This window comes from Nocardiopsis valliformis DSM 45023, assembly GCF_000340985.1.
Lineage (GTDB): Bacteria > Actinomycetota > Actinomycetes > Streptosporangiales > Streptosporangiaceae > Nocardiopsis > Nocardiopsis exhalans.
The window spans coordinates 221,508-237,955 of the sequence record NZ_ANAZ01000012.1; the positions used below are offsets into that span (position 1 = coordinate 221,508).

The following is a 16,448-nucleotide window of genomic DNA, read 5'->3' on the forward strand; positions in this document are numbered from 1 at the left end:
GTAACCGATGTGGCCACCGGAAAACCCCACTATAAGGGTAGGGAATTCTGCTCGCCCCGCCGGGTAAGCAAAAAGTCTGCGGATCGCCGCTCGGGGACTGCGATCCAGGCAGGAGGCCGGGTTCGGGCTCGCCGAAAGGGCCTTCAGTGTGGGGTCAACGCCCCGTCAGGGCTGAATCAGCCCCGAGGCAGCTGTGGGGAAAGTCACTACTGCCCGAGCTCGGCCTTGACCGAGGCAGCGTATCGGGCGATCTGCTCCTGTCCGGACAGTTTGGCGATCGCGTCCATGATGGCGTCGGTCGCCTCCCGCCGTGGTTTGGCCTTGTCCGCCCTGCCCTCCCAAGGGGAGAGGTCCACCGGCTCGCCGAAGCGCACGCCCACGCGGTTGAACGAGGGGATCTTGCGGCCGGGCGGCAGGATGCGCTGGGTGCCGGTGAGGGCGACCGGGACCACCGGGGCTCCCGTGCTCAGTGCCAGCCAGGCCAGGCCGGTCTGACCCTTGTAGAGCCGGCCGTCGGGGGAGCGGGTGCCCTCGGGGAAGATTCCGAAGACCTCGCCGCCGTTGATCACGTCCAGGCTGTTGTTCATCGCCTCCTGGGAGCTCTGTCCCGGTCGGCGGTCCACCGAGACCGGGCCCAGTGCCTTCAGGGCTCGCGCCATGATCCTCTTCGCGAACGTGCTCTCGTCGAAGAGCTCCTTCTTGGCGATGAAGCGCACCGGCCGGGGGCAGGCCACCCCGATGAAGAGGGGGTCGATGATCGACAGGTGGTTGGCGGCCAGGATCACCGGACCCTGATCGGGGACGTGCTGGGCGCCCTCCACCTTCTGTGGCCACACCACGCGGCTGGCGGGTGCGACGACGGCCTTGGCCGCTCCGTACAGTGACACTATGAAGTCGCCCCTTCTCGGTGGGTGGCGGATTCGCGCGGGGTCTGCGGGATGTGCGGGGTGCACCGGCGCGACGCGGGGATTCAGGGGGTCCCGGTCGTGCCACCAGAGCTTATCCGGGTCCGACAGGAGGTCGCGGGGTCGAGGTCCCCCAAGATCAGGACCCCGTACCACTGCCGTGACCTACGCCACGCGCGCTAGGGTGATGGTCTAGACCTCTGATCCAGGTCAGGGGCAGGGAGTGTTCGGTGGATGCTGCCCGTCCGCGAGCGGTGCACCCGTGCCACTGGAGCGACGCGCAGCAGGGCAAGTGTCCACCGAACACTCCCTGAGCCGGACGCGAGTGAGGAAGACAGCCATGCCGAAACTGGTCGATGTCAGCCACCAGATCACCGACGGGATGACCACCTGTCCGGGCCTGCCCGAACCGGTGATCGAGGAGAGCACCACCGTCGCAGGAGGTGTACCCGGACACGGGAACAGCAGTGGCCGAGTCACGATGGTCGGGGCGACCGGAACCTACGTCGAGATGCCCGCCCACCGCTACCGGGACGGGGCCGACCCGGCCGACCTGGACCTGGAACGCGTGGCCGACCTGCCAGGCGTGGTGGTGACTGCCACCGGCGACCGCCAGATCGGCCCCGAGGCCTTCGCCGGGCTCGACCTGCGCGGCCGCGCCGTCCTGGTGCGCACCGGCTGGGACCGCCACTGGCGCACCGAGGCCTACGGGCAGTTTGATCACCCCCACATCACCGAGACCGCCGCGAAGGCCCTCGTCGAGGCCGGGGCCACCCTGGTCGGCATCGACTCGGTCAGCGTCGACGACACCTCACCCGCCGCCGAGGGCGCTCGCCCCGCCCAGGCCGCCCTGCTCGCCGCGGGCATCCCGATCGTCACGCACCTGTGCCTGCTCGACCAACTCCCCGCGGACGGCTTCTCCTTCTACGCGGTCCCGGCCAAGGTCCGCGGCCTGGCGGCCTTCCCTGTGCGGGCTTTCGCCCTCACCGACTGACCCAGCCTCCGCCCACCCCCGGTGATCTTGCTACCAGAAGCAAGTTCGGCGCCTTGGGTTTCAGCGGATTCTGGCTTCTGGTAGCAAGATCACGGACTGAAGATGTGGCCGGGGATCACAGGTCGGCGTCGACGTCCTTCTGGGCTCGGCGCCGTTCGCGTTGGGCGCGGCGTTCGGCCTCCTGCTGGGCGGAACGCTCGTCCTGGGCGACGGCACTGGTCATCGAGTTGGCCAGCGCCCGCAGCTCCATGTTGATCCGGGGGTAGGCGGGCAGCCGCGGCAGGGCGCCCAGGCGCGGGGTACGGCGCTCCTCCATCGAGGCGATGAGTTCGTGGAAGGCCAGGTCCACCCGTTGGAGGGTGATCGTGCCCGCGTGGTCCGGGCTGCGGTCCTGGGTCAGTGCCGCCAGCGCCAGGTAGCCGATGCGCTGGGTGGCCACCACCACCGGCCACAGCGGGCGGGTGGAGGCGGCGCGGGGTACGTCGCCGATGGCGCTCTCGTACACACCGCGCAGGTTCACCAGGGCGGCCCGCATGTCCCGGCGCAGCTGGTAGCGGCGCTTCTCGGTGATCTCCACGTCCTGGTCCAGCACGGCCATCATGCACTGGCGGGTGCTCTCCAGGACGCCCGAGATGGCCTGGGGCAGGCGGGCCGCCGAGGCCTTACGCCACAGCAACAGCGCGCCCAGCATGCCGAAGGCCGAACCCACCAGGGTGTCGATGATCCTGGACCCGGCTAGTTCGGCTACGGGGTAGGGGTTGGCGGTGTAGGACAGCATCAGCGCCATCGGGGTGAGCAGCACCGAGCCGTAGAAGAAGTTGCGGCCCACGACCAGCTGGGTGGCGCCCTGGAACAGCCCGGCCAGGAGGATCACCGCGGCCAGCGGCAGGTCGAGCGTGAGTAGCGCGACCCCGCCCAGCACACCGAGCAGGGTGCCCAGCGAACGCTGCACCGAGCGGTTCATCGTCAGCACCACGTTGCCGCCCTGCAGGACCGCGGTGGTGGTCAGGGCCACCCAGTAGTAGTGGTCCAGGCCCATCGACAGACCGAACGCGCCCGCGAGGGTCACCGTCAGCCACATGCGCAGCGCGGTCGGGCGGATCAGGGAATCGCTGCTGGTCAGGCTGGAGCGCAGCGAGCTCCACAGGGCGGGGTAGCGGTCGTCGTGCAGGTTGGCGGTGCGCTTGTTGTCCTCTTCCTCCTCGTCGTGGCCGCGGCGGGCGGCCTGGGCGGCCCTTGAGAGCAGGTTGTACAGGCGCGCCTCCAGCGAGCGCGGCCGCATGCCCCGGCGCAGCTCGTCCAGGGAGTCCGGGTCGGGCGCGCTGCCGGGGTCGGCGACGGCCAGCGCCATCTGGTCGGCGAACTCCGCTGCCTCCTCGGGCAGCGTGGTGGGCCGGGCCATGCACACCTGGGTTGCGGCCAGGTGGATGTCGGAGACCCAGCGCAGCAGGGCGCGCAGCCGGGCCGCCTCGGGTGTGGTGCGGTAACCGCGGGTCTGGCCGAGCAGCACGATCCGCCAGGCTTCGGCCAGGGCCACCGAGGCCGAGTGCTGTGCGTGGTCGAGCTCGGGTGTACCGACCGATCGCAGCAGTGTGGCCAGCGCCCGGTAGGCCCCGGCCACCGCCTGGTACTCGGGGTGGCGGGCGCGCAGCGGGGCGCCCGACATCGACACCGCCCAGCCCACGGCCGCGCCCAACGCGGCGACCAGCGCGTGCAGCGGCACCTCGGCCAGTCCGCCGGGGGCGATCGTGGAGATGGTGGCGACCAGGACGAAGAACATCGTGCCGGGCTTGTCCACCCGCCAGGCGGCACACACCCAGGTGGCGATCCCGGCGGTCAAGCCGATGGAGACCACCGCCGCCCACGGCGAGAGCGAGGCCGCGAGTGAGTTGAGGGTCACCGCCGCGACGAAGCCCAGCCCCACCAGGCCCAGGGCGGCGGCGCGGTAGGCGTAGGGGGTCTTCTTCTCGTACAGGACGGTCATGGATCCCAGGGCGGCGAGGGTGCCGATCTGGGGGCCGAAGATCAGCGAGGCGAGGGCGAAGGAGACCGTCATCGCGATGGTCGCCTGCACAGCGGTGGTCCAGGCCCAGGGGCCCGCCTCCAGACCGAACACCGCTTTGAGGTCGACGCGTGGTCGCGGCCGCTCACCCACTGTGACGCGCTCCGGGGCCTTGGCGGCGTCGTCCCCGCCCAGGTTCATCGGACCGGTCTCACCAGTGGTTCCCAGATCTCGCACGAGGCCATCCTAAGCCGAAATACCGGGACGAAAGGGCACGTAGGTCACGTGTATGCCGGCTCAGGAGCTTTTGGCGACGGCTTCCGCACGGTCTCCGCTCGCACGCTCCAGCTCGGTCTCGGCCCGCTCGGCGCGCTCCAGGGCACGGTCACGGGCCTCCTCGGCCACCGAAAGGCGTGCGGCGGCGGCCTCGCGGGCCTCGGTGAGCGTGAGTTCGGCGTTACGGCGCTGGGTGTCCAGCTCGGCGGTCAGACGTTCGCGGTCGGCCGTCAGCCGGTCCAGCTCGGCGGTCAGGCGGGCGCGCTCTGCCTCGGCGGCGGCACGGTCGGACTCCAACCGCTGGTGGGCGCGTTCCAGTTCGGCACCGAACCGGGTGCGCTCCTGCGCCAGGACCTGGGCGTCGCGGGCGGCCTGCTCCTCGGCGCGCTCGGCCCGGGCCAGGGCACCGCGTTCGGCCAGCTCCGCCTCGTCCCGGCGGCGGGACTGCTCGGCCGCTTCCGTGCGTAGGCGCTCGGCCTCGGTCCGGGCGCGCTCCAGGATCCGGGCGGCCTCGGCGCGCTCGCGTTCCAGTTCGGCGCGGGCGCGTTCGGTGGTCTCGGCGATCCGGTGTTCGGCGGCGGCCAGCCCGGAGTTGGCCTCTGCCACGGCCGCGTCGCGTTCTGCGGTGGCGGTGCGGGCCAGTTCGGTCTGCTTGTGGCGCTCGGCCTCGGCGGCGTCCCGGCGGCTCAGGGCCTCCTCGGCCATGCGCTCGGCGTCCTGGGTGGCGCTCACCGCGGCGGCTGTGGTCTCCTCCGCGGAACGCCGGGCCGCCTCGGCCTCGCGGCGGCGGTTCTCCGCCTCCAACCGGGCGGAATCGGCCTCCGACACCTGGCGGGCGGCGGCCAGCCGGGCGGCCTCGACCTGTGCCTCGGCGGCGGCCGGGTCGGACATGGTGGCGAAGGCCTGGGTGGCCGAGTCCAGGGTGGCGCCGAGCTGTTCGGCCTGCACGGCGAAGCGGGTCAGGAGGTCGTCGGCGCGCAGCCGGGCCGCGGTGACGGGCTCGGCGCCCTGGGCGGGCTTGGCGGCGGTGCCCTCCTCCTGTTCGGAGCGGACCGCCTCCTCCGCGTTCTCCGCCTCCTGGGCCAGGCGCTGGCGTTCCTTCCACGCCCGCCAGCGGGTGTGTTCGGGCAGGTCGCAGTATTGCGGCGGCCGTCCGGGGGAGGAACCGCGAGGGACCGGGCGGGTACAGCCGGGGAAGATGCAGGTGCTGGAGTCGGAGGAGGCCACGGGCCGAGCGTAGCGCTTCGGGCCTGGGCCTTGCCGAGCTGCGCAGAGCGGGTGTGTCGCTCGGGGCCGTCTCTGCCCGGGTACGGAGAAGCCCCCGCGCGGGACGTGGGTATGACCGCGCGGGGGCTCGTTCTGGGCGGCGTCACCGGACACCGGTACGCCGGGAAACGCCCGGGAGAGTGGTCAGTCGTGGGCGCCGAAGCCGTCCACGCGGCAGACCATCGTGGTGACGAAGGGGCGGAAGCCCTCTTGCTCCAGGAAGCTGATGTCCTCCGAGGCGGTGGCCAGCGCGGAGAACTCGATGTCCCGGATGCCCATGGCGGCGAGCTGGCGGCGCACCTCCTCCAGGAGCTTGGAGCCGACGCCGGCACCGGTGTACTCGGGGTCGATGGCGAAGGTCTGCACGACGGCGACCCGCTCACCGCGGTCCCAGCTGCCCTGGGCGTTCTCACGGATGGTGACCATCGCGTACCCGGCCAGATCGCCTTCGTGCTCGGCGAGGATCGCCATGGTGTCGGGGTCGCGCAGCCAGTTCAGGTACTGGGCGCGACGGCGCCGCCAGGACTCGTCCAGGCCCACCGCGCTGATGATGTCCTCGAGGTGCGGGGCGGTCACCGTGTGCTGCTGGTGCAGGGCACCCCACAGGTCGGCGAGCTCCTCCACCTCGTGTGCTCCGAGGTAGCGGAAGCCAAGGACACCGACGTTCGTCGAACGAGGTTTGGTCATCAGCGAAGTTTGCATGTTCTTCTCACCCGTTCCACCAGCATTGGGTGCTGATCCCCTGGGGGTCGCATTCTGCGTCCCCGTGGTTGAGCTGCTGGGTCTGACTGTACGTGCCGGTATCGGCCGGAACAGGTGCGACACGAAGAAAAAGCGCACGCGACATCACTAGAGAGAAAGAATCTTGAATCTTTCTTTTGCGGGCTTCGTAGTGAGGGTGGCGGAGGAGGGGTGGACGGTGTGTACGGAATCACCTCCTGAGAGTGGGTTATCTGTCCGAAACTCCGTCGAAACCTGGCCGTTCTGTCATAAATTGGAGGACATGATCGACGTTCGGCGGTTGCAGCTCCTTCAAGCCCTTGACCACCACCGCACGGTGGCAGCCACGGCGGAGGCGCTCAACGTCACCCCGTCGGCGGTCTCCCAACAGCTCGCCGCCCTGGCCAAGGAGGCCGGGGTTCCCCTCGTCGAACGCCAAGGCCGTCGTTTCCTGCTCACCGGTGCCGCCCGGGTCCTGCTCAAGCGCGCGCACGTCATCTTCGCGGAGATGGAGCGCGCCACCGCCGACCTGGCCGAGTACGCCGACGGCGACCGCGGGGTCGTCCGGGTGGGCTCCTTCTCCACCGGCATCAGCGACCTGGTCGCCCCTGCCCTGGCCCGCCTGCGCGGCAGCCACCCCGGGTGGCACTTCGAGGTCGTGCAGGCCGAGCCCGAGGACAGCGCCGAGATGGTGCGCTCCGGCCGCCTGGACGTGGCCGTCACCATGTCCAGCAGCCACCTCCCGGCCGCGGGTGACCCGGACTTCCGCAGCGACCCGGTCATGGTCGAGCTCTTCGACGCGATCCTGCCCTACCAGCACCCCCTGGCCACCCGCACCAGCCTCCACCTGGCCGACGACCTGGCCGAGGAGGACTGGATCATGTCCGCGCCCGGCACCGCCTGGCACGCGTGCGTGACCGCCGCCGCCAACCAGGCGGGGTTCCAGCCGCGGGTCGTGCACACCGTCGACGACTTCAGCGCCGTGTTCTCCATGGTCCAGGCGGGTCTGGGGGTCGCCCTGATGCCGCGCCTGGCCTGGACCGGGCTCAACCACCCGCAAATTGTCGTGCGCGGGGTACGCGAGACCGCTCGCCGCCACATCGTCGTCCTCTCCCGGGCCGGGGCCACCCCCGAGCCCCTGCTCACCGCGATCCGCGAGGCCGCCAGCAAGGTCCCGGTCCCCTCGGTCGGTCCCTTCGCCATCGCGGGCTGAGCCCTTACCTCCTCTCGCCGAGCCCCGCCTGGGCAGGTTCCGGCGGTCAGAACGGCAGCGGCGGGACGTCGTTGAGCACGTCCTCCGCGGCCTGGTGCAGATAGGCGGCGACCACCCGGATCGGCCGCCAGGCCCAGCCGCCGGTGCGCCCGGCCAGGTACACCTGGCGCACCCCGCCCAGCTCGCCCAGCGGTGCGTGCGCGACCCCGCGCCGGGTGGTGCTCGACAGCCGGGGTACCACGCCCACCCCCACCCCGGTGGCCACCAGTTCCTCGAACAGCTCCAGGGTGTCCACGCGGTGCCGGATCCGGGGGGTGAACCCGGCGTCGGCGCACATGCGCTGCAGCAGGGCCTCCTCGTCACCCCGGTAGGGGCTGGCGATCCAGGAGGCGTCCGCGAGCTCGCGCAGGCGGCGCCGGGTCAGCGTCCGGCTGTCCGCGCCCTCGGAGGGTTGGGAGAGCAGCAGACCCTCCGTTCCCACCGGGTACACCGTCAGCGTGCCCGGGAATTCTCGGGGGAGAAGGCTGTACTGGTACACCACCCCCAGATCCGCCCCGCCGTCCTGGAGCAGACCCAGAGCCTGGTCCGACTCGTACTCGGTCAGGCGGATGTCTATACCGGGGTGGTCGCGCCGCAGTCGGCGTACCGCCGGGAGCACGATCGGCGCCGCTGACGTGTACATCACCAGGTCGACGCGGCCCACCGGCTCGGTGTCGCCGTCGAACTCGGCCTGGGCCGTCTCGACCCGCGCGAGGATGTCCACGGCGTGCTCGGCCAGTCGCCGGCCAGCCGGGGTGAGCCGTACCCGCCGCCCGTCCGGGACGAGGAGCGGGACACCCGCCTCCTTCTCCAGAACGGCGAAGTGTTTGGACACCGCGGAGGTGCTCATGCCTGTGACCTCGGACACAGCGGCCATCGTGCCGAATCGTTCCAGTTCGACGAGCAGGCGGAGGCGCGTGAAATCCATCAACCAAAACTACATGCTTCATCAACCATCAGTTCGTGGACAGAAACGAACGATATCGGTGCAATAGTCGGGTGATCCCCTCATTCCTCTCTTCGTCCCGTCGTGCCCGGATTCAGGTCCCGGCGCCGCTGATGCTGCTCATCGCCATGTTCACGCTGCACACCGGCAGTGCCCTGGCCGTGATCGCCTTCGATCAGGCGAGCCCGGCCACGATCACCTGGCTGCGGCTGACGTGGGCGGCGCTGCTGCTCCTGATGCTCGGCGGTCCCTCTCTGTGGCGGGCCGTGCGCGCGGCGACCGCCCGTGAGCTGGGGGCTGTGGTGATCCTGGGCACAGCGAGCGCGGGGATGATGCTGTTCTACTCCGAGGCGACGGCGCGGATCGAACTGGGCACCGCCACCTCCATCGAGTTCCTGGGCACCCTCGTGGTTGCCGTGGCGGCCATGCGCCGCCGCCGCGAACTCGTGTGGATCGTCGCCGCCGTAGTCGGCGTGGTCTGCCTGACCCGCCCCTGGATGGGCGATCTCGACCTGGTCGGCGTCGGCTTCGCGCTGGCCGGAGCGGTCTGCGTGGTCGGCTACATCGTGCTCACCCAGCGGGTCGGCTCCGGTTTCAAGGCCGTGCACGGCCTGGCCCTGGCGATGACCGTCGGCGCGCTGGTCACCGCGCCGCTGGGCGCCCCGGCCGCGATCGCCGAGCCCGACCTCGGGCTGATCATGTTCACGCTGCTCATTGCGCTGCTCTTCCCAATGGTGCCGTTCCTGCTGGAGATGATCGCCCTCCAGCGGATGAGCCGGACCGCCTACAGCACCTTCTCCAGCCTGGAGCCCGCCGTGGCCCTGGTGATGGGTCTGATCATCATTGGTCAGGCGCCGGTCGCCGTGCAGCTGGTCGGGATGGGTCTCGTGGTGGTTGCTGGGATCGGCGCCGCCCGAGGCGACCGGAGCGCTAAACCCGCCGTGCCCGGGCGCAGGTCCGCGAAGGCCGCAAGGTCCGCGAAGGCCGCAAGGTCCGTGAAGGCGGTACGCGCGCGGCACACCAAGACCGGCTCGGGGACGAAGGACGGCGTCCCCGGGTCACCTGACCAGGAGGCCTGCCTACCAGAGCGGGTCGCCTGAGACCGGTCCTTCGCCGCGCGCCCCCGCGGGGGCGGACGCAGCGCGGCGGAGGACCGTCAAACCTTCACCCGGTCCCTGGCCGGGGTCGACCTGACCCGCGCACCACGCTGTGCGCGGGTTCACTCTTGCCCTTTTTGTTCCGGTGGTGTCACCATTGGAACGAAAAGACGACGCGGAGACTGCGAGAAGGGTGAGCGATGGAATCGAGCCGATCCCGATCGATCAGGAGCCTGGCGACAGTGGCGGCCGCCACCGGGCTGGGCGCGGGCCTGGGTGCCGGAGCGATGTGGCTGTGGCGCAACCAGGCCGAGATCGCCACCCGGCGCCCGATCAACGAGTGGACGTTCACGCACATGGACGCGCTCATGCCCACCCAGGAGGTGCCCCGCTCCGGTGCACCGCGCCCCCTGCCCCGCACTGCCCGCCCGCTTCCGGTGGTCTACGAGTACCAGGGCCGCCGGCGCACCCTGGGCGAACTGCACGACGCCACCAACACCACCGGTTTCGCGGTCGTGCACAGGGGCGTTCTCGTCCACGAGACCTATCCCGGGCGCTTCGCCGGACCCCACACCCGATTCCAGCTCTTCTCCCTCACCAAGTCCGTGACCTCGATCCTGGTCGGGATGGCCCTGGCCGAGGGCGACATCGGCTCCCTGGAGGACCGGGTCGCGGACCACCGCCCGGACCTGGCGGGCACCGCCTACGCCGAGGCGACCGTCGAGGACCTGCTCAGGATGAGCAGCGGCGCCGGGGACGAGTACCTGGAGGACTATCCGGACCCCTCGGCCACCATCAACGACTTCGAACGGGCGGTGACCGGCGGCGGCTCCCTGCTGGCCGTGCTCAAGCGGGTTCCGACCACGGTGCCGCCGGGCACCCGCTTCAACTATTCGACGCTGGACACCCAGGTGCTGGGATGGGTACTCGAAGCCGCGGTCGGCATGCCCATCGCCGAGTACGCCGCCGACCGCCTCTGGGACCGGATCGGGGCGGAGGACGACGCCTACTACTTCCTGACCCGTGAGCGTCCGCGCACCGCGCTGGCGGGAGGTTCCCTCAACGCCACCGTCCGGGACCTGGCCAAGGTCGGCCTGCTCATGTCCCGGGGCGGGGTCCACGACGGCGAACAGCTCCTCCCCGAGGGGTGGGTCGAACGCGCGCGCGGGGCCGGGGTCCCCCACCTGGAGGTAGGCAAGCTCGGGCCGACCGGTATGCCGCACTACGGCTACTCCGACCTGTGGTGGACCCTGGGCGGTGAGCGGCGAGGCTTCACCGGTCTGGGCATTCACGGCCAGTTCCTGTGGGTCGACCCCGAGGCCGACGTGGTCATCGTCAAGACCAGCGCCTGGCCCACCGCCGACGATCACGAACGCGACGCCGAGACCGTGGCCGCCCTGCATGCGGTGGTCGCCTACCTGGAGGAGAGCCGATGAGCGGAGGAAGTGAAGGAGAGGGGTCGGGTACCGATCCCGACGCCGATCCCGCTCACGGGGCCCCTGCGACAGGGCGGCCCGCCGCGCGGCGCGGTCGCCCACCGTCGGCCGGGCTCACCCCGGACGGCATCCTGGACGCGGCCCGCACCGTCATCGAGAACGACGGCCCGGACGCCCTGACCCTGCGGCGGCTGGGCAAGGAGCTGGGCTCCAACCACACGGCGGTGCTCCGGCACTTCTCCGGCAAGGACGCCATCCTGCTGGGGCTGGCCGAGCGCCTGCTCGATGAGGCGCTGCGGGACTTCACCGCGGCGGACACCTGGCGGGAGACCCTGGCCGACCTGGCCCGACGCATCCGGCGGGCCAGCCTGGCACATCCCAGGGTGGCGGCCCTGGTCTCCACCCGGGTCACCCGCGGCCCGGCGGAGCTGCGGGGCAGCGACGCGGTCGTCGGCGCGCTCCGCCAGGCAGGGTTCGTCGAACGGGACGCCGCGACGTACTACCGGGCGCTCACGGAGACGGCCTTCGCCCTGAGCTCCTATGAGGCGGGCCTCCACACCCTGGACCGGGAACAGCAGGAGGAGGAGCAGTCCGCCTGGCGCCGCTCCTATCTCACCGCCTCCGCACGGGAGCACCCGAACCTGGCCGCCGTCTCGCCCTTCCTCCCGGAGGTCGACGAAGGGGACCACTTCGAGGTCGTGTTGGAGCTCCTCCTGGACGCACTAGAGACACGCGCGGCCACTTCCAGGAAGTCCAGTGCCCGCAAGTCCAGTGCTCAAAAGTGAGGAACGAGGGCGGGGCCCGACCCCGCCCGGTTCAGTCGGAGCCGGGCAGGGGTAGCTCCACACCGTCGGCGATGTCGCGCAGCGCCTGGACGTGCTGCTTGAAGGCTTTGCGGCCCTGCGGGGTGAGGACCAGCGAGGTCCGGGTGCGGCGGCCCACCCGGAACTTGGTCACGCCCACGTACTCGGCCTCCTCCAAGGTCGCGATCTGCTTGGACAGCGAGGAGTCACTGATCTCCACCAGGTCCCGCAGGATCCGGAACTCGATCTCGTTGGCCGAGGCCAGCGCGGCCACGATGGAGAACCGGACGGGGGAGTGGATGACCTCGTCCAGTCGACTGCGGGGGTGGCTCACTGCGCGCTCCCACTGCGGCGCAGCACGATCAGCCCGGCGACCGAGGTCGGCAGCGCGGTCAGCACAGCCATGGGAACCCACCAGAGCAGCTCGCCCCGGAAGAAGATCGCTCCCGCCCCCACAGCGACGCAGTAGAGCGGGGTCCACACGGCCATGCTCCAGTTGTGCAGCTTGTCGAGGCCGAGGGGCTTCACCGGCCGGGTCACGTTGTAGGTGATGAGCGCGGTCAGCGAGATCCCGTAGAACACCGTGCCCACGACCACACCCGTGGTTGAAGCGGAGATGCCGATGATTAGCAGCAGGACCATACTGGTCAGGCCGAACCCGATCCCGTAGAGCGTGTACCAGCGGCCCATCGGGCGCACCTTCGCACCCATGGCCTCGGCTTGCTCCAGGGCGTCCCAGGCCTCTTCCCTGCGCATCCGCATCCCCTCCGCCATCGTCATATTTCCATCGTTTCACTCACTTTCCATGGTGGCAATTTATGATTCCGGGGAAGTTCCCGAATCGGGCGGCTGCACGGCATGACAGGTCCTACCACCGAACCACGGCACTCCGGCGCGCGCCCGCACCGGCCGATGTACTAACTTGGTCCGAATCATGGCGGCCAAATCTGACCTCGAACTTCTGCGTGCCCACGAACCGGTGCTCATGTGCACCAAGGGGGAGCTCTTCTTCCCCACCGACGTGGACGCCTACGTACGCAATTGCAGTCTCTGGATCGAGGAACCCGGCGGACGGGAGAGCGTCATCGTCCCCGCCGGTGAACTCACCCTCGACCGCCTCTCCCGGGCCGAGGAGGAGTGGCCCGGGCGCCACAAGCACCTGCGTTTCGTGCAGGAGGAGACCCTGCGCGAGGAAGCCCGCCGCTTCAAGGGCATCGCCCGCTCGGTCATCCCCAAGAGCGGCCGCCTGGCCGCCGTGGGCGTGCTCGGCCGCGTCCTCGACATCCTCATGAAGCTCTCGCTGCTCATCCGCGGCGCGGTTCCCGGCGGTGTCACCTTCGCCTCGGTCACCCGCTACCGCGAGCGTGTGGACAACGGCGGCGCCACCTACTATGGGCGCGTCACCCGCGAGGGCGGCTACATCATCCTGCAGTACTGGTTCTTCTACGCGATGAACGACTGGCGTACGATCTACGGCGGGGTCAACGACCACGAGGCCGACTGGGAACGCGTCACTGTCTACGTGGTGGAGAACCCCGACGGCACCACCCGCCCGGTCTGGGTCGGCGCCTCCTCGCACGAGTACCACGGCGACGACCTGCGCCGCTCCTGGGCCGACCCCGAACTGCACAGGGACGGCGTCCACCCGAAGATCTACGTCGGCGCGGGCTCGCACTCGCACCAGATGCTCCCCGGCGACTACCTCATCCAGGTCGACCCCGCCTTCCTGCGCGGCCTGGTCCGCGGCTGGCGACGCTTCACCCAGCGCTTCTCCCGCGGGGGCAACGGCAACAACCAGCACGGCATCGGCGTGCCCTTCGTCGACTACGCGCGCGGCGACGGCGAGCGCCTGGGCCCCGGCGGCGACCGCGAGTGGAACGCCGTCCTCATCGACGACGACACCCCCTGGGTGCGCGGATTCCGCGGCCTATGGGGCCGCGATACCCGCGACTTCTTCGACGGCGAGCGCGCGCCCAGCGGCCCCCGCTACGAGCGCGACGGCACCATCCGCCGCTCCTGGGCCGACCCGCTGGCCTGGGTCGGTCTGCAGAAGGTGGCGCCCAGCGAGAGCGCCGCCCGCGCCGAACTGCGCTCCCACGTAAGCGGCCTCCAGGCGCGCCTGCGCGACATCGACAGCGACATCGTCAGCCGCCGCGACCGCCTCCGCCAACTCGACTCGGCCCGCATGGTCCTGGACCGCGAGGCCGCTTCCCGACCGCGTGCCCGCGAGTACTCCCAGCGGATCGAGAAGCTGGAGAAGGAGCTCGCAGGGGTCTACGAGAAGCGAGTCTTGCTCGCCGACGAACGCGACACCCTGCTGCGCTCCCTAGAGAGCGACACCCCGCTGGTGCCCTCCCCGACCGGGCACCTCAAGGCACCGCACATGCCCTATGCCTCGGGTGAGCAGCGCGCCAACCGCTTCCTGCACCTGTGGGTTGCCCTGAGCACCCCGCTGCTGCTGACCTCCCTGGCGCTGACCCTGTTCTTGCTCGACGGGCAGATGACCTTGTGGGCCATGCTCGGGGTGGTACTGGCCTTCGCCGCGATCGACTCCCTCGCCCGCCGCAAGTTCGTCCAGTACCTGACCGGGATCGCGATCGCCGCGGTGATCATCGGGTTGTTCGTGGGGGTGGTGGCCGCCTTCATCGCGGACTGGCGCATTGCCATCACCGTGCCCATCGTGCTCATCGTGGTCGTGCTCCTCGTGGTCAACATCCGCGACCTCACGCGCCGCTGAGTTTCGCGGAGCCGAACCGAACCCACCGCTGCCCCGCACGGAAGTGTCATCCGCGCGGGGCAGGATGGGCTTATGGACGAAGCGCTGTTCGGACCGCCGACCGTCACCGTCGCCCCGGGCGCTGTCCACCTGCCCGGCTGGCTGAGTGCCCAAGCCCAGGCCGACCTGGTCCGACGCTGCCGTGAGTGGGCCCGCGGACTCGCCGGGACCCGCCGCCACCCCATGCCGCGCGGCGGGGTCATGAGCGTCTCGATGACCTCGTTGGGCTGGCACTGGCGCCCGTACTCCTATGCGCGCACCCTGCCCGACGGCACCCCGGTCCAGCCTTTTCCCGAACTGCTCGACGCCCTGGCCGCGCGCGCCGTCGAGGCCGCCTACGGCACCCCGCACGAGGGCGACCCCTACGACGTCGCCCTGGTCAACTTCTACGACGCCGACGCCCGCATGGGCATGCACCAGGACCGCGACGAACTCTCCCGGGCCCCGGTGGTCTCGCTCAGCCTCGGCGACAGCTGCGTCTTCAGGTTCGGCAACACCGAGACCCGTACTCGCCCCTACACCGACGTCGAACTCCGCAGTGGCGACCTGTTCGTCTTCGGCGGCCCCTCCCGCATGGCCTACCACGGGGTGCCCCGCACTCGCCCAGGCACCGCCGACCCCGCCCTGGGCCTGAACGGCCGCCTCAACATCACCATCCGCGCCTCTGGTCTGCACGACTGACTCCCAATACACACGCGGTTCACTCGGAGACGGGGGCCGTCCGCGCACACGTGAGTGTGGGCCGGGAACGGGGCCGCACCCAACCAGGAGGAGCGGCCGAGCCCGGCGTGTCGGCGCGCGCCCGCGCCGGCGCCGGGCCACGATCGGCAGGTCAGGCTAGGTCAGACATAGGTCAGGCTCGGCAGAGGAGGGCAGCCGTGACCGAATCCGCGCCCGAACGCACCATGGCTCTGGGGCGGGCGGGCGCTGCCCTGTCCGCCAACGCCCCGCCGGGAGACGTTTGGACTGTCCTCTACCGCGACGGGCACCGGGAGTGCGAGGTCGACTCCCTCAGCGAGGCGGCCCAGGCTGTCCAGGCGGACCAGAACCTGGTGGCGTGGGTCAGCATGAGTGATCCCAACCGGAACCAGCTACTGGAGGCCGCCGACCGCTTCGACCTGCCCCGGCTGGCCATGGAGGACGCGATCGTCGCCCACCAGCGGCCCAAGGTCGAGAACTACGGCGAGGTGCTGTTCGTCGTCCTGCGCCCGGCCCGCTATGACGAGGACACGGAGACCGTGGAGGTCGGGGAGATCCACGTCTTCGGGGCGCGGAACTTCGTGATCACCATCCGGCACACTCGGCAGATCGACTTCATGGCGGTCCGGGATCGCCTGGAGGCCGAACCGGCCATGCTCGCGCACGGCACGCTGGCCGTGGTCTACGGGGTCCTGGACCAGGTCGTGGACGCCTACGCCCCTTCCATCTCAGCGCTTCAGGACGACATCGACGAGGTGGAGGGCCAGGTCTTCGACGGCCACCGTGACGCCTCTCGGCGTACGTACCGCCTCGCCCGCCAGGCCATTCGGCTCCAACGCGCCATCGACCCCCTGGCCGAGGTCCTCGACCGCCTCATGTCCCCTCTGGACCGCCCCGAACGCCTCGGTCCCCACCTGCCCGGCCCGGGTCTGAAACACCGCGGCGAGCTGCGCAACTACCTGCGCGACGTCGCCGACCACGTCTCCGCGACCCGCGAACACGTCGACGGCTTCCGCCAGCTGCTCGAGAAGATCACCGAGGTGCACAGCGCCCTCATCGGCCAGGCCCAGAACGAGGCGATGAAGAAGGTCTCCTCCTGGGGCGGCATCCTGGTCGTCCCCACTCTGATCGCCTCGGTCTTTGGTATGAACATCGCTCCCCAGCCCGGCTTTCACTGGGTGTTCAGCTGGCCGCTGGTGCTGGCCTTCATGGCCTGTTCGTCGCTGGTGCTCTACCTGCTTTTTCGCCGCAACGGCTGGCTGTAGGCGACACCCGG

General features: G+C 70.5%; 15 protein-coding genes. 8 read left to right on the forward strand and 7 right to left on the reverse strand.

Annotation, left to right across the window (positions count from 1 at the left end; all coding sequences use genetic code 11):
- Positions 1-206 precede the first annotated feature (206 nt).
- Positions 207-887 (reverse strand): lysophospholipid acyltransferase family protein, encoded by a 681-nt coding sequence (locus D457_RS0113400; protein ID WP_017581179.1) that lies wholly within the window; start codon positions 885-887, stop codon positions 207-209.
- 358 nt (positions 888-1,245) lie between these two features.
- Here D457_RS0113400 and D457_RS0113405 point away from each other — a divergent pair, with 358 nt between their 5' ends.
- Positions 1,246-1,899 (forward strand): cyclase family protein, encoded by a 654-nt coding sequence (locus D457_RS0113405; protein WP_017581180.1) that lies wholly within the window; start codon positions 1,246-1,248, stop codon positions 1,897-1,899.
- Positions 1,900-2,014: 115 nt separating this feature from the next.
- Here D457_RS0113405 and D457_RS0113410 read toward each other — a convergent pair whose 3' ends face one another.
- From D457_RS0113410 to D457_RS0113420, 3 genes are all read right to left on the reverse strand, one after another.
- Positions 2,015-4,102 (reverse strand): FUSC family protein, encoded by a 2,088-nt coding sequence (locus D457_RS0113410; RefSeq protein ID WP_017581181.1) that lies wholly within the window; start codon positions 4,100-4,102, stop codon positions 2,015-2,017.
- Between the two features lie 96 nt (positions 4,103-4,198).
- Positions 4,199-5,404: a coiled-coil domain-containing protein gene (locus D457_RS0113415; protein ID WP_017581182.1), complete on the reverse strand. Its 1,206-nt coding sequence runs from the start codon at positions 5,402-5,404 to the stop codon at positions 4,199-4,201.
- Positions 5,405-5,587: 183 nt separating this feature from the next.
- On the reverse strand, positions 5,588-6,130 hold the full coding sequence (locus tag D457_RS0113420; RefSeq protein WP_017581183.1) for a GNAT family N-acetyltransferase: 543 nt from the start codon (positions 6,128-6,130) through the stop codon (positions 5,588-5,590).
- A gap of 316 nt (positions 6,131-6,446) precedes the next feature.
- Between D457_RS0113420 and D457_RS0113425 the strand changes: the two genes are divergently transcribed.
- Complete coding sequence (locus tag D457_RS0113425; RefSeq protein WP_017581184.1) at positions 6,447-7,376, forward strand: LysR family transcriptional regulator; 930 nt, start codon at positions 6,447-6,449, stop codon at positions 7,374-7,376.
- Positions 7,377-7,422: 46 nt separating this feature from the next.
- On the opposite strand, the gene D457_RS0113430 is transcribed toward D457_RS0113425, so the two are convergent.
- A complete protein-coding gene (locus D457_RS0113430) occupies positions 7,423-8,343 on the reverse strand; it encodes a LysR family transcriptional regulator (RefSeq protein ID WP_017581185.1) in 921 nt (306 codons plus the stop codon).
- 71 nt (positions 8,344-8,414) lie between these two features.
- Here D457_RS0113430 and D457_RS0113435 point away from each other — a divergent pair, with 71 nt between their 5' ends.
- The 3 genes from D457_RS0113435 (at position 8,415) to D457_RS32500 (ending at position 11,679) form a co-directional block, all read left to right on the forward strand.
- The gene (locus D457_RS0113435; protein ID WP_026116618.1) at positions 8,415-9,461 is read left to right on the forward strand and encodes an EamA family transporter; all 1,047 of its coding nucleotides are present in this window, start codon (positions 8,415-8,417) and stop codon (positions 9,459-9,461) included.
- A gap of 197 nt (positions 9,462-9,658) precedes the next feature.
- Positions 9,659-10,894, forward strand: coding sequence for a serine hydrolase domain-containing protein (locus D457_RS0113440; protein ID WP_051072925.1), 1,236 nt, complete (start codon positions 9,659-9,661; stop codon positions 10,892-10,894).
- Complete coding sequence (locus D457_RS32500) at positions 10,891-11,679, forward strand: TetR/AcrR family transcriptional regulator (RefSeq protein ID WP_017581188.1); 789 nt, start codon at positions 10,891-10,893, stop codon at positions 11,677-11,679. Before D457_RS0113440 ends, D457_RS32500 begins: the two co-directional genes overlap by 4 nt.
- Positions 11,680-11,710: 31 nt before the next feature.
- On the opposite strand, the gene D457_RS0113450 is transcribed toward D457_RS32500, so the two are convergent.
- Positions 11,711-12,031, reverse strand: a complete 321-nt coding sequence (locus tag D457_RS0113450) for a winged helix-turn-helix domain-containing protein (protein WP_017581189.1) — start codon at positions 12,029-12,031, stop codon at positions 11,711-11,713.
- Complete coding sequence (locus tag D457_RS0113455; RefSeq protein ID WP_152514232.1) at positions 12,028-12,477, reverse strand: hypothetical protein; 450 nt, start codon at positions 12,475-12,477, stop codon at positions 12,028-12,030. Before D457_RS0113455 ends, D457_RS0113450 begins: the two co-directional genes overlap by 4 nt.
- Positions 12,478-12,631: 154 nt before the next feature.
- Here D457_RS0113455 and D457_RS0113460 point away from each other — a divergent pair, with 154 nt between their 5' ends.
- The 3 genes from D457_RS0113460 (at position 12,632) to D457_RS0113470 (ending at position 16,437) form a co-directional block, all read left to right on the forward strand.
- Positions 12,632-14,434: an NPP1 family protein gene (locus D457_RS0113460; RefSeq protein ID WP_017581191.1), complete on the forward strand. Its 1,803-nt coding sequence runs from the start codon at positions 12,632-12,634 to the stop codon at positions 14,432-14,434.
- A 72-nt stretch (positions 14,435-14,506) separates the two neighbouring features.
- On the forward strand, positions 14,507-15,154 hold the full coding sequence (locus D457_RS0113465) for an alpha-ketoglutarate-dependent dioxygenase AlkB (protein ID WP_017581192.1): 648 nt from the start codon (positions 14,507-14,509) through the stop codon (positions 15,152-15,154).
- A gap of 197 nt (positions 15,155-15,351) precedes the next feature.
- Positions 15,352-16,437 carry a magnesium and cobalt transport protein CorA gene (locus D457_RS0113470; RefSeq protein ID WP_017581193.1) on the forward strand — a complete coding sequence of 362 codons (1,086 nt, stop codon included), beginning with the start codon at positions 15,352-15,354 and terminating at the stop codon, positions 16,435-16,437.
- Positions 16,438-16,448: the final 11 nt, after the last annotated feature.

Excerpts from the sequence above, each read along its gene's own strand:
- D457_RS0113465 (WP_017581192.1), top strand. The coding sequence starts at position 14,507 with ATGGACGAAGCGCTGTTCGGACCGCCGACCGTCACCGTCGCCCCGGGC.
- D457_RS0113420 (WP_017581183.1), bottom strand. The coding sequence starts at position 6,130 with ATGACCAAACCTCGTTCGACGAACGTCGGTGTCCTTGGCTTCCGCTAC.
- D457_RS0113425 (WP_017581184.1), top strand. The coding sequence starts at position 6,447 with ATGATCGACGTTCGGCGGTTGCAGCTCCTTCAAGCCCTTGACCACCAC.
- D457_RS32500 (WP_017581188.1), top strand. The coding sequence starts at position 10,891 with ATGAGCGGAGGAAGTGAAGGAGAGGGGTCGGGTACCGATCCCGACGCC.
- D457_RS0113430 (WP_017581185.1), bottom strand. The coding sequence starts at position 8,343 with ATGGATTTCACGCGCCTCCGCCTGCTCGTCGAACTGGAACGATTCGGC.
- D457_RS0113455 (WP_152514232.1), bottom strand. The coding sequence starts at position 12,477 with ATGACGATGGCGGAGGGGATGCGGATGCGCAGGGAAGAGGCCTGGGAC.
- D457_RS0113440 (WP_051072925.1), top strand. The coding sequence starts at position 9,659 with ATGGAATCGAGCCGATCCCGATCGATCAGGAGCCTGGCGACAGTGGCG.
- D457_RS0113405 (WP_017581180.1), top strand. The coding sequence starts at position 1,246 with ATGCCGAAACTGGTCGATGTCAGCCACCAGATCACCGACGGGATGACC.
- D457_RS0113460 (WP_017581191.1), top strand. The coding sequence starts at position 12,632 with ATGGCGGCCAAATCTGACCTCGAACTTCTGCGTGCCCACGAACCGGTG.
- D457_RS0113410 (WP_017581181.1), bottom strand. The coding sequence starts at position 4,102 with ATGAACCTGGGCGGGGACGACGCCGCCAAGGCCCCGGAGCGCGTCACA.